Annotated in this window: 9 protein-coding genes and 1 pseudogene; 5 read left to right on the top strand and 5 right to left on the bottom strand. The window is 65.2% G+C overall.

All coding sequences use genetic code 11. The features are described from left to right. Nucleotides 1-16: 16 nt before the first annotated feature. A complete protein-coding gene (locus tag FFY45_RS10685; protein WP_104551605.1) occupies nucleotides 17-1075 on the top strand; it encodes a glycoside hydrolase family 5 protein in 1059 nt (352 codons plus the stop codon). 314 nt (nucleotides 1076-1389) lie between these two features. Continuing rightward, nucleotides 1390-1839 (top strand): PepSY domain-containing protein, encoded by a 450-nt coding sequence (locus tag FFY45_RS10680; protein WP_055829228.1) that lies wholly within the window; start codon nucleotides 1390-1392, stop codon nucleotides 1837-1839. A 207-nt stretch (nucleotides 1840-2046) separates the two neighbouring features. Here FFY45_RS10680 and FFY45_RS10675 read toward each other — a convergent pair whose 3' ends face one another. Both FFY45_RS10675 and FFY45_RS10670 read right to left on the bottom strand, forming a co-directional pair. Beyond that, nucleotides 2047-3852 (bottom strand): M28 family metallopeptidase, encoded by a 1806-nt coding sequence (locus FFY45_RS10675; RefSeq protein ID WP_176340410.1) that lies wholly within the window; start codon nucleotides 3850-3852, stop codon nucleotides 2047-2049. Between the two features lie 58 nt (nucleotides 3853-3910). Next, complete coding sequence (locus tag FFY45_RS10670; RefSeq protein ID WP_176340409.1) at nucleotides 3911-4567, bottom strand: DUF4097 family beta strand repeat-containing protein; 657 nt, start codon at nucleotides 4565-4567, stop codon at nucleotides 3911-3913. 97 nt (nucleotides 4568-4664) lie between these two features. Between FFY45_RS10670 and FFY45_RS10665 the strand changes: the two genes are divergently transcribed. Next, nucleotides 4665-5972 (top strand): murein hydrolase activator EnvC family protein, encoded by a 1308-nt coding sequence (locus FFY45_RS10665; protein ID WP_176340408.1) that lies wholly within the window; start codon nucleotides 4665-4667, stop codon nucleotides 5970-5972. A 328-nt stretch (nucleotides 5973-6300) separates the two neighbouring features. After that, nucleotides 6301-7821, top strand: coding sequence for a S41 family peptidase (locus FFY45_RS10660; RefSeq protein WP_176340407.1), 1521 nt, complete (start codon nucleotides 6301-6303; stop codon nucleotides 7819-7821). A 221-nt stretch (nucleotides 7822-8042) separates the two neighbouring features. On the opposite strand, the pseudogene FFY45_RS10655 reads toward FFY45_RS10660, so the two are convergent. The 3 genes and pseudogenes from FFY45_RS10655 to FFY45_RS10645 form a co-directional block, all read right to left on the bottom strand. Next, nucleotides 8043-9029: pseudogene (locus tag FFY45_RS10655) on the bottom strand (D-2-hydroxyacid dehydrogenase family protein). Beyond that, nucleotides 9029-9349 carry a DUF1820 family protein gene (locus FFY45_RS10650; RefSeq protein WP_006452242.1) on the bottom strand — a complete coding sequence of 107 codons (321 nt, stop codon included), beginning with the start codon at nucleotides 9347-9349 and terminating at the stop codon, nucleotides 9029-9031. Before FFY45_RS10650 ends, FFY45_RS10655 begins: the two are co-directional and overlap by 1 nt. A gap of 111 nt (nucleotides 9350-9460) precedes the next feature. Then, entirely contained in the window at nucleotides 9461-10153 is a 693-nt protein-coding gene (locus tag FFY45_RS10645; protein ID WP_023901941.1) for a rhomboid family intramembrane serine protease, read from the bottom strand. A gap of 217 nt (nucleotides 10154-10370) precedes the next feature. Here FFY45_RS10645 and FFY45_RS10640 point away from each other — a divergent pair, with 217 nt between their 5' ends. Then, on the top strand, nucleotides 10371-11711 hold the full coding sequence (locus tag FFY45_RS10640; protein WP_176340406.1) for an outer membrane protein transport protein: 1341 nt from the start codon (nucleotides 10371-10373) through the stop codon (nucleotides 11709-11711). The last annotated feature ends 351 nt before the right edge of the window (nucleotides 11712-12062 follow it).

The raw sequence follows: 12062 nt of genomic DNA, 5'->3' as shown, positions 1-12062 counted from the left end.
TCTAAGGAGTTGCTTTATGTCCGCCGTTTCTCACTCGCTTCGCAACCTTGTTCGTTGCGCCCTGCTGTTCCTCCTGATCGGCACGTTGCCGCTCGCCCACGCAAGAACGCGCGTACTGAAATACGCCGGCGTCAATCTCTCAGGCGCAGAATTCGCGTCTTCCAAAAAGCCGGGAGTCCTCAACAAGGATTATATGTATCCGGCAACCAGCGATTACACCTATTTCGCAGGTGTAGGCATGAATACCATCCGTCTTCCCATCCTGTGGGAGCGCCTGCAACCGAGTGCGCGCGGCGAATTGGATCCGGCGCAACTGGCATTGGTGCAACAGGCGGTGGCACGCGCCAAGGCATCGGGCATGTATCTGGTGTTGGACATCCACAACTACGCCAAATACAACGGCTACAAGATCGGTAGCAGCGAGGTGCAAAACGCCACGTTCGCCGATTTATGGCGGCGTCTTGCGCTGGTGTTCCGCAACGACAATGCCGTGATCTTCGGCCTGATGAACGAGCCCAATGGCGTGTCTGCCAGCGGATGGGCCGGTAGCGCGCAGGCGGCGATCGACGCCATCCGCGCCACCGGTGCCAACAATTTGATCCTGGTCCCAGGCGTTCTCTGGACCGGTGCGCACAGTTGGTCCTCGCTCACAAGCGATGGCTATTCCAATGCCACCGCGCTGGCGTCCATCTACGATCCCCTCAACAACTACGCGTTCGAGGTGCATCAGTATCTGGACGCAGATTCCAGCGGCACGACCAACGTGTGCGTCAATTCCAGCATCGGTGCCGATCGTCTACGCAGCTTCACCGAGTGGCTACGCGCCAATCACAAGCGCGGTTTCCTTGGCGAATTCGGCAGTGCCAGCAATAAGACCTGTAATAGTGCGCTGTATGGCATGCTCAAATATATGCAGAGAAACGACGATGTCTGGTTGGGCTGGACGTGGTGGGCCGCAGGTGCTTGGTGGGGCTCCTACGCGTATACCCTACAGCCAAACAAGGACGGCACCGACCGGCCGCAGATGTCGATCCTGTCTCCGTGGGCAGCGGGCATCACACGCGTCACACCTTGATGTAATCGGGTCGAGCCGCCGCAAGGCGGCTCGATTTTATGCGTCCGTGCGGGCTGTGCATCGTTCTGGCTCCGGTGCGAATCGCAGCGCAACCATCCCGATCGCGTCATCGACGACCTTGCGCTACCACTGCAGCCACCTCCCGCGGAAGGTAAACATCACGTGCAAGGCGAATGAAGACCGGTGCGAGCATTTCAGCTGCCTGAACTCGTACCGCCGCGACGTCGGTTTTTTCACCCGATGGCGATGACAGCGCGTCCAGCATGGGCACACTTCACTGCAGGAGCAGTCTCATGGCACATCGATTGATTCTCATGGCACATCGATTGATGAAGACCGCGCTGATCGGCGCACTCGCGCTGGCATCGCATGGCGCATTCGCGCAGGCCGCTGCCGATAAGCCGGCCAAGGCGCTGACGTCCGCCGAAATCACCAGCATGCTCACCAGCAAGGGTTACACCAAGGTGCACGACGTCAAGTTCGAGCACGGAGTGTGGACCGCCGATGCGCGCAGCGGCGATGGCAAGGATGTGGATGTGCGTATCGACCCGGTGACCGGGCGCGTGTACGGCGACCAGACCACCTCTAAGTTGAGCGAGGCCGATATCCGCGCGGCGTTGTCGACCAACGGCTATTCCAATGTGCACGACCTCAAGTTCAAGGACGGCCTGTGGAAGGCCGACGCCGAGCAACGTGGCGGGCAGAAGGTCGACCTGCACGTCGATCCGGAAGATGGGCACGTGGTCAGCGCGGACAACGACTGATCCATCACCGACGCAATCGCGTGGTGGTGTTTGAGCATGTTTGCCAAGCAGCACTGCAGCACTGAACAGGGCCTCCAACTGGAGGCCCTGTTTATTGACACCGCAAGCTGCGCGCAGGCCTTGTTGTCACCCGCAGTGCCGCAACTCGATCGATCGCAACACGACTCCACACATGCGTGCTTGAGGCAATGCGCGCACTCGGTATACTCACCGCGCCGGCGCTACCTGCTTGCCATCGGCCTGTTTGCCATCAGCAGCAGAAGCAGGTGCCTGCGGATCCGCTACTGCACCCGCACCCGGCTTGCCGACCATCATGCGGTCGCGCGCGGCCTTGAATGGGTTGCCGGCATACCAGTTGGGCCAGCGCTGCCCGGCGGCAACCTCCTTGCCCACGCCATACACCGCCTGCAGATCTTCGAGGGTGCCATCGAGTTTCCAGGTGGCCGCATCGTACTCATCGCCAGGGGCGTGGTAGCGATTGCGCCCATAGTCTTCGGCGGCTGCACGTCCGGCAGCGGTGCCGCCCTCGCGCAGGTCTTCGCCGCCATCGGCGTACAGCGCCGGCACACCGGCCTTGGCGAAATTGAAATGATCCGAGCGGAAATACGAGCCGCTCTGCGGCGTCGCCTCGGCGTGCAGCGTGCGGCCTTGCATCGCGGCGATCGGCTTGAGAATGTCTTCCAGCTCCGAGCTGCCCATGCCCACCACGGTGACATCGCGCGCGCGCCCGGCCACCGACATCGCATCCAGGTTGATCACCGCGGCAATCTTGTCCAGCGGGAAACTCGGATTGGCCACGTAATACTTGGACCCGAGCAAACCGGATTCTTCCAGCGTCACCGCCACAAACACCACCGAGCGCGCCGGCTTGGGATCCTGATGCGCGAACGCATCGGCGATTTCCAGAATGCCGGCCACGCCGGTCGCGTTGTCCACCGCGCCGTTGTAGATGTTGTCGCCGCTCTCGCCCGGATGCTTGCCCAGGTGATCCCAATGCGCCATGTACAGCACCGCCTCATCGGCGTGACTGCTGCCCGGCAGCACGCCGACCACATTGCGTGAGGTCTTTTCGGCGATGGTGCTCTTCAGGTCCACCGACCAGCTGGCCTTCAACGGCACCGGCTTGAAGCCGCGCTTGCTGGCGTCCTTGTAGGCCTGCGCCAGGTCCAGCCCGGCGTTGGCGAACAACTGCTTGGCGGTCTCGGCGCTGATCCAGCCCTGCACCGGCAGGCGCGGGTCGGTGTCGTCCTTGGCCGGCAGGTCGTATTGCGGGCCGGCCCAGGAATTCTTCACCACATCCCAGCCGTAGCTGGCGCCGGGCGTGTCGTGCACGATCAGCGCGGCGGCGGCGCCCTTGCGCGCGGCTTCTTCGAACTTGTAGGTCCAGCGCCCGTAGTACGTCATGCGCTTGCCGTCGAACAGCTTGGCATCGCCGGTGTGGAAGCCGGGGTCGTTGACGAACATCACCACCGTCTTGCCCTTCCAGTCCTGGCCGGCGTAATCGTTCCACTGCTGCTCGGGCGCATCCACACCGTAGCCGACGAACACCAGTTCGCTATTGTCCAGCTTGACCTCGGCCTGGCCGGTGCGCGTGCCCACCACGATGTCGGTGCCGAAGGCCAGCGCGCGCGTCTGATCGCCGCTGCGCAGGCTGGGTGCGGTGGCTGCATCGGCGGTGGTTTCCACCATCGGCACGTCCTGGAACCAGCTATCGCCATTGCCCGGCTGCAGCCCGATGCGCTGCATCTGGTCGCGGATATAGGTAACAGTCTTCTCTTCGCCCGCTGTGCCCGGGCCGCGTCCTTCGAAGTCGTCCGAGGCCAGTGTCTTGACCAGCTCGGCGAAGTCGCCGGTCGTCATCTCCGGCGAGAACGCGTGCCGGCTGACCGGTGCGCTGGGTGCGGTATCGGCCGGGGTCTGCGCGCTGGGCGCGGCAGGTGCGTCGGCGGGCTCACGTTTGCAGCCGGCCAGGGCCAGCGTCGCGGCCAGGCACAACAGGATCTTGCGGGGCATCGGGACTCCTCGTGCGGCGAAGGTCCCCCGATTCTAGGCGCTGACTGTGGTGAGCGCGTCAGTCCTTGGGCGCCACGTCGCTGTCGAAACTGCGCGCAGTGGCGCCGGTGACCACGCCGATCCTGGCGGTGCGATGCACATACAGGCTGACCTCGCGCTCGAACTGCAGCTGCCCATCCACCACCGCATTGGGGCCGATCACCACCCGCGGCTTGCGCGATGGCTTGAACGAAAAACTGAAATTGGGCTTGGTGACCTCGATCCCGCCATGCACATGCGAGCCCACCCCCACGGTGATATCGCCATTGACGGTCTCGATGCCCTTGCCGAGCTCGGTTTCCACCAGACCGATGCTGCCGTTGACGGTTTCCACGCCGCCGCTGATCTGGCTGCCGCGCTCCACCAGAATGCTGCCGTTGACCGTCTCCAACCCGCCGGACACCACCACTTTCTGGCCCAGCGTGATCGCGCCATTGACGGTGGAGACGCCACCGGTGCGCGCGCGGTCGCCGATCTGGATGCTGCCGTTGACGGTTTCCACGCTCTTGGTCTGCGCACCGGCACCGATTTCGATGGAGCCGTTGACGGTGTCCAGGGCGCCATAAGATTGGCCGGCCTCGGCGCTGATGCGACCATTGACCTTGCTGATGTCCTCGTTGGCCCAGGCGCTCGTGCAGACCAGGGACACCATCAGGAGAAGATGCTGGGACTTCATGCTGAACCTCGCGCGGCGGCGGCTATCTATGGCGTGGCGGCGATCACACCATGCTTGGATACAATCGCGCACCTGCCTGAAGTCACTGGACCGTTCGTTGCTCCCTTCGCCCGCACCGCGCTCGCGCCTGCCGCTTGCCCCCGCCACCGGCCGCTCACGCGCGTGGCTGGCGGCGACCTTGCTGGCTTGCACAGTGCTGGGCAGCGCCGGTGCAAGCGCGCAAAGCCAGCGCGAGGCCGAGCGCAAACTGCAGCAGTTGCGCGATGAATTGAAGACCATCACTGCCGACCGGCGCGAACTGGAAGGCAAGCGCGGCACCGCCGCCCAGCAACTGCGCCAGGCCGATGAAAAGGTGGCCAAGACCGCACGTGCATTGAGCGAAACCGAATCGGCGATGCGCGAGCAGGAGCAGCATCTGAGCAAACTGCAGCAGGATCGCGCGCAGTTGCAGCGCGGCCTGCAGACCCAGCGCGCGCAGCTGGCAGCGCTGTTGCGCGCCGCCGATCAGCTCGGCCGCAACGCGCCGTTGAAGGTGTTGTTGTCGCAAGACACGGTGGGCGATGCCACGCGCCGGCTGGCCGACCATCGTTACGTGCAGAACGCGCGCGCGCAGCGCATCCAGGCGCTGACCACGCAGCTGGAGGCCTTGGCGAAGGTAGAACAGGACATCGCCAGCCGGCGCCAGGCACTGGATAGCGCGCGTGCGCAGCAAAAAGCGCAGGCCTCTTCGCTGCAGAAGGATCGCTCGCAGCAGGCGGTCACCGTCGCCCAGCTGGACGACCGCTACAAACAGCGCGCCGAACGCGAAAGAGCCCTGGGCCAGGACGCCAAATCGCTGGAACAACTGCTCGCCAATCTGCGCGCAGCCGCCGCCAAGGCCGAAGCCGAACGGCGCGCGGCCGCCAAGCGCGCCGCAGCCGAAGCGGCCGCGCAGGCAAAGCGCGCCAAAACCGATCGTCCCGATCGCCCCGACCGGCCGGGCAAGACGCCGCCCAAGGTCATCGCCAGCGCGCCGGCCCCCAAGGTCGGTGGGCTGAGCTGGCCGGTGTCGGGCAACCTGCTGGCCCGCTTCAACGCCACCTTGCCGGACGGCCACACCAGCAAGGGCGTGCTGATCGGCGCGCCCAAGGGCAGCACCGTCAGCGCAGTGGCCGATGGCACGGTGGTGTTCTCCGACTGGATGACCGGCTACGGCATGATCCTGATCGTGGACCACGGCAACGGCTACATGAGCCTGTACGCGCACAACGACACGCTGTTGCGCGATGCCGGCGCGTCGATCAAGCGCGGCGAGGCGGTAGCCAAGGTCGGCAGCTCGGGCGGGCAGGGCGTGCCGGCGTTGTACTTCGAACTGCGTCGCAACGGGCAGCCGGTGGATCCGTCGAGCTGGTTGCAGCGGCGCTGAGTGCAGGTGCGGTGAGCCGCGCGCTGCCGCGTCCCGGTGACCAGACGTGCATCGCGTCGAAGCGACCATTGAGGCGACCACTCAGGGAACAGGGACAAGCTGCGCGCGCAGCCATCGGGCGAGCGCTCCCGGTGCGGTGTCGCCCATGCCCGGCAGCGCGTCTGGCTGAGTTATCGCCAGCACGATGCGCACCGCACGGCGACGCCACCGCGCATGCATCTGCGCAGTTGCAGCAGGCAACGGCAATTCAACGCGGATTTATCGCTGCTTCGCGCATAATCCAGGCGGCGCCACGTTGTGGGGCGTCTTCTCTCTTCCGGAGTGCTTCATGCGCGTAGCTGTCCTGTCCGTTGCCCTGTCGCTGGCCTTGTTCGCGTCGCCCGGTTGGGCACAGAAGGCCGGCACCGCCGCCGCCCAGGCCACTGCGGACGATCCGGAAGCCAATGAAGCCGCCGTGTCCAAGGTGCCGCTGGAGGAGATCCGCCGTTTCGTGGCGGTCTACAACGCGGTCAAGCAGGCGTATGTGGATCCGGTCGAAGACAAGAAGCTGATGCACGCGGCGGTGCGCGGCCTGCTCTCGGATCTGGACCCGCACAGCACCTATTTCGACAAGGAAGACGCCGAGGCCTTCGACGAGCAGGCCACTGGCGCCTACGACGGCATCGGCGTGGAATTGCTGCAGCAACAGGACAACACGCTCAAGGTGATCGCGCCGATCGACGACACCCCGGCAGCGCGCGCCGGCATCCGCGCCGGCGATGTGATCGTGGCCATCGACGGCAAGCCGATCGACGCCAGCAAAGCGATGGAGCCGCTGCGCGGCGAATCCGGCAGCAAGGTCGTGCTGACCATCGTGCGCGACAAGACGCCCAAGCCGTTCGACGTCACCCTGCAGCGCGAGACCATCCGCGTGGCCAGCGTGCGCAGCAAGCTGCTGGAACCGGGCTATGGCTATATCCGCATCAGCACCTTCCAGGCCGACACCGGTGCCGACTTCCAGAAGAACCTCAAGCAACTGCAGGCCGGTGGCAAGTTGCGCGGCCTGGTGCTGGATCTGCGCAGCAATCCGGGCGGTCTGCTGACGGCCGCGGTGCAGGTCGCCGACGATCTGCTCGACAAGGGCAACATCGTCAGCACCCGTGGACGTATTTCGATCAGCGATGCCAAGTTCGACGCCACCCCAGGCGACCTGCTCGGCGGGGTGCCGGTCATCGTGTTGGTGGACGCCGGCTCGGCCAGCGCCTCGGAGGTGCTGGCCGGCGCGCTTCGCGACAACCAGCGCGCGCGCATCATCGGCAGCCGCACCTTCGGCAAGGGTTCGGTGCAGACCGTGCTGCCGCTGGACAACGGCGACTCGGTCAAGCTCACCACCGCGCGCTATTACACGCCCAGCGGCAAGTCGATCCAGGCCAGCGGCATCGTGCCGGAAGTGCTGCTCACCCCGGAACCGCAACCGGGCGATGCCGACCTGCCGGCCAGCCTGACCGACTACAGCGAAGCCACCTTGCCCGGCCATCTGCGTGGCGATGCCGAGGGCGAAGAGGGCTATAGCGCCGGCGACGTACTGCCGGGCGATGGCCCGATCGCCGCCGCATTGGCCGAACTCAAGCAGCCCGGCTCGGCCGCCAAGGCACAAGCCGCGCTCAAAGCCAAGGCGCAGGCCGCGCAGAAGGCCAAGGCCGCCAAGACAGCGGCCGAACCCAAGCCGGCAGCAGCGCGTCCGGCGACCGGTGACAAGCCCAAGGCCACCGACAAGCCCACCGAACCGGCTGAAAAAGCCAAGCCAGCGGCGCCAGCCGAACCGACCGCGCCTGCGGAAAAACCCAAACCGGCCGAACCGGTCAAGTAATCCGGACACGGCGCAGCGGGTGAGCTACACCCGCTGCGCACTCGGCGCGATCGATGCGCGGCACTGCAACGCCATCTACCCGCACACCTCGATCACCCGGCAACCGTAGCGCTGACCGGATGTAACGTCACGCAACGAGCCGTGCCGCAGCGAGTGCTTTTGTAGGAGCGACCTTGGTCGCGAGAAGCCTTCCCGAAAAACAAGCGCTATTCAAACAACCGCTATCGCGCAATCGCCAACGCCTCGGGATTGACCAGATTGCGCGGCGTGCCTGCAGCAAACGCCAGCACATTGTCGAATGCCGCTTCGAAGTACAGCGCGTAGCTGTCGCGTTCCACATAGCCCAAATGCGGCGTCGCCAACACGCGCGGGTGCTGCAGCAACGCATCGCGCGCATCCAGCACCGGCTCACGTTCGAACACATCCACCGCCGCCTGCGCCGGACGGCCGGCGTCCAACGCGGCCAACAGCGCACCTGGCGCAATCAATTCGGCCCGGCTGGTGTTGACCAGCAAGGCATCGCGGCGCATGCGCGCCAGATCGTCCACGGTCACCTGATGGCGTGTCTGCGCGCTCAGGCGCCGATGCAGCGACAGCACATCGCTGCGTTCGAACAGGTCCTCGCGGCTGGCGGCGATCTCGAACCCATCGCGCGCGGCCTGCGCGCAAGAGGCTTCGCCGCCCCACACCAGCACCTGCATGCCGAACGCACGCCCGAAGCCGGCCACGCGCTGGCCGATCCGCCCATAACTCCAGATGCCCAAGGTGCGCCCGTGCAGCACGCGTCCCAACCCGGGATCACCCAGCGCCTGCCAGCGGCCCTGATGCAGCGCGCGCTGGTACTCGGTCAGCCGCCGGCTGGCCGAAAGGATCAAGGCCCAGGTCAGCTCGGCCGGCGCCACCGGCGAGCCGACGCCTTCGGCCACTGCCACCCCGAACTAGGTGCACGCGGCCACATCCACATGTGCGCCCACCCGCCCGGTCTGGCTGATCAACTTGAGCCGCGGCAAACGCCGCAGCAGCGTGGCGTCCACGCGGGTACGCTCGCGAATCAGCACCAGCGCATCGGCTTCCACCAGTCGCTCGGCCCATTCGTTGGGATCGGTGGCCAGCGCACCCAGCACCTGTACATCGTGCCCTTGCAACCGCTGCAAACAGGGCAGCTGGCGGACGGCACCCTGGTAATCGTCGGGCACCAGGATCCGCATCAGCGTGGCTTGGTCGGCAGCGGGAACGGCGTGACCACCTTGTCGCCGGTGGTGGCATCGCGGATCACCGACTGGCCTTTCTTCTCGACCTCTTCGATGCGCACGATGCTCTGCATCGGCAGGTGCAGCGTCTTGGTATTGCCGAACTCTTCGCGCAACCGTTCTTCGGTGGGATCCACCACCAACCCGTCGTGCACGTCGAACACCAGCTCGCCGATCTGGTTGAAGCCCCACAGATGGCTGCTGGTGACCTCACGCGCGTAAAGCTCGTACACCTTGCCGTGATTGAGGAAGGTGACTTTGTACAAAGGCTTGACCATGCCGGCGATTATAGGCGCGCCAGCATGGCCGAGGCAGCGCAACCGGTCACTGCCAGAACGCAACGCCTGCATCAGCGTCGTCGGGCCATCCACCACGCGTCGCTCGCCGCGTTAGAACCCGTGGCGCTTGCGCAGCCGCCGCGCGATCGCCGCGCGCACGTACAGGCCATAGACGATCCCGAACACGAAACCGGCGATATGCGCCGACCACGCCACCATGCCGAACGCCGGGCCGATGTAGGCGAACACCACCTGCAGCATCGCCCACACCCCGATCAGCAGCGGCGCCGGCACCCGGATGAACTCCAGAAACACCCCCAGCGGCAGCACCACGCCCAGCTTGGCGCCGGGAAACAGCGCCAGATAGGTCCCGATCAATGCCGACACCGCGCCCGAGGCGCCGATGATCACCCGGTCCGGCGTGCCGATCGCAAAGATCGCCGCCAGGTTGGAGGCCGCGCCGCCGACCAGAAACAGCAGCAGCAACCGCCACGGCCCCAGAATGCGCTCGGCCGGCAGCCCGAAGATCAGCAGGAACACCAGGTTGCCGAGCAGGTGCGACCAGTCCGCGTGCAGGAACAAGGCCGTGAACAGCCGCAGCACGCTGCCGTCGCGCAGGGTCGCCCACCAGTCGCCCAGGTTGGAGACGCCGCTGGACAGCGCGCCCCAGTCCAGCCATAGCGTGTTGCGCGCCTCGCCCGGCCGGCTGATCGACCACAGGTAGGCCAGCCAGACGGTTGCGAACAGCAACGGCACCGCCCAGCGCGGGGTAGGTTTCTTGCGGGAGGGGAGAGAGACGAACATCGGAGTGGCACTCTAGCGGGTTCACGCTCCTGAACCCATCCCCAACCTGTCCAGCCAGCCAAAACGCACTTCGTTATTGTTCGGTTAATCGTCGTGGTTATACTGCGTACGGCGTCGTATGTCGGGGGGGGGTCTCCGGCGCGCTCCAGCCGCTGTTTGGCGCTGGGCGCGGGCGCTGTACCGACCACTGCAGTCTTTATCCGGAGAGCAACAACTTATGTCTACCGCTTCCACTCTCAGCCGCGCCACCCTGTTGGCCGTTGGTATCGCCGGTGTGCTGGCCGTTGGCCAGGCCCACGGCGCCGCGTTCCAGCTGAAGGAAAACAGCGCCAAGGGTCTTGGCCGCGCCTTCGCCGGTTCCGGCAGCGCCCCCGATGACGCCTCGATCATCGCCAACAACCCGGCCGGCATGCGTCAGCTCGACGGTCGCCTGTTCCAGGCCGACGTCAGCGCCATCAGCTTCTCGGCCAAGTTCCAGCCTGAAAGCGGCAACTACGCCAACGGCGCCCCGGTCTCCGGCGGCAATGGCGGCGACGCCGGCATGATCGCGCCGGTCCCGGCGATGTACTTCCATGTGCCGTTCGGCGAGAACGACAACATGCACCTGGGTACCTCGCTGACCGTGCCGTTCGGCTTCAAGACCGAATACGACCGCGACTGGGTCGGCCGTTACCACGGCACCAAGACCGAGTTGCAGGCGATCGACTTCAACGTCGCCTTCTCCTACGACGTGAACCCGTACGTGTCCTTCGGCGCCTCGGTGTTCGCCGAGCGTCTGGATATCGACCTGGCCAACGCGGTGGATTTCGGCAGCGTGCTGGCTGCGCGTCGCGTGCCGGGCTTCGCCCCGGGTAGCGCCGACGGTTACTCGCGCATCAAGGGCGACAGCACCGAAGTGGGCTTCACCGTCGGCGGCTTGTTCAGCATCGACGAAAACACCCACATCGGCTTCAGCTACCGCTCGGAAGTGGAGCACAAGATCACCGACGGCGACGCCGACTTCACCACGCCGCCTAATGCTGCTGCCGTGCTGGGCGTTGCCGCACCGGGCACTTTCGTCGACACCAAGGGCCGCGCCACCGTCAAGCTGCCGGCCAGCGCCACCGCCAGCTTCACCCACAACGTGAACGAGCAGTGGTCGATCATGGCCGACGTCACCCGCACCGCCTGGAGCAAGTTCGACCAGGTGACGGTGGACTTCGCGTCCAATCAACCCGACAGCGTGCTGGACTTCTCCTACCGCGACACCACCTTCGCCTCGATCGGTGCCGACTACCGCATGAGCGAAACGCTGACCCTGCGTGGCGGTGTGGCATACGACCAGACCCCGACCACCGCCGAGCATCGTGACGTGCGCGTGCCGGATGCGAGCCGCAAGTGGGTGTCGCTGGGTTTGAGCTGGCGTCCGTCGCAGCAGGCCGAATACAACTTCGGTTACACCCACCTGTTCACCAGCGACCCGACCAGCGACACCCGCAGCGCCACCGGCGACCGTCTGGTTGGTAGCTACAAGGTGAAGGGCGACGTGCTGGCCGCTTCGATCAACTACAAGTTCTGATCGACGCTTCCCGGTACGCGTGATGAAAAACCCCGCTTCGGCGGGGTTTTTCTTTTGCGGTCGTGCATGCACTGCGGCCGCAGACAGCACCTTCTCGGAGCGCAGCATCGTCATTTGTCATTTGTCATTTGTCATTTGTCATCGACAGGATAGGGATAGGGACAGCGCCATGCGGCGTTTCCACGCTTGGCCTTGGCATCCACTCATCCTGATCAGCGAAACACGCAAGGCTAACGACTTGCTTCGACCATTGCATCGAAGCCAAGCTCTTGAATCTACGATATGGCGCAGCGAAACGATCCAGGTGGGGTGCGATCGAGGCACCGACTGTGCAGGCCGATGTCGAGGTTG

Source organism: Xanthomonas hortorum, from assembly GCF_011305375.1.
In the GTDB taxonomy this organism is placed as follows: domain Bacteria; phylum Pseudomonadota; class Gammaproteobacteria; order Xanthomonadales; family Xanthomonadaceae; genus Xanthomonas; species Xanthomonas hortorum_E.
Note: the sequence above shows the minus strand (reverse complement) of the source record. Positions and strands in the feature narration are given on the sequence as shown.

Excerpts from the sequence above, each read along its gene's own strand:
- FFY45_RS10685 (WP_104551605.1), top strand. The coding sequence starts at position 17 with ATGTCCGCCGTTTCTCACTCGCTTCGCAACCTTGTTCGTTGCGCCCTG.
- FFY45_RS10680 (WP_055829228.1), top strand. The coding sequence starts at position 1,390 with ATGGCACATCGATTGATGAAGACCGCGCTGATCGGCGCACTCGCGCTG.
- FFY45_RS10675 (WP_176340410.1), bottom strand. The coding sequence starts at position 3,852 with ATGCCCCGCAAGATCCTGTTGTGCCTGGCCGCGACGCTGGCCCTGGCC.
- FFY45_RS10670 (WP_176340409.1), bottom strand. The coding sequence starts at position 4,567 with ATGAAGTCCCAGCATCTTCTCCTGATGGTGTCCCTGGTCTGCACGAGC.
- FFY45_RS10660 (WP_176340407.1), top strand. The coding sequence starts at position 6,301 with ATGCGCGTAGCTGTCCTGTCCGTTGCCCTGTCGCTGGCCTTGTTCGCG.
- FFY45_RS10650 (WP_006452242.1), bottom strand. The coding sequence starts at position 9,349 with ATGGTCAAGCCTTTGTACAAAGTCACCTTCCTCAATCACGGCAAGGTG.
- FFY45_RS10645 (WP_023901941.1), bottom strand. The coding sequence starts at position 10,153 with ATGTTCGTCTCTCTCCCCTCCCGCAAGAAACCTACCCCGCGCTGGGCG.
- FFY45_RS10640 (WP_176340406.1), top strand. The coding sequence starts at position 10,371 with ATGTCTACCGCTTCCACTCTCAGCCGCGCCACCCTGTTGGCCGTTGGT.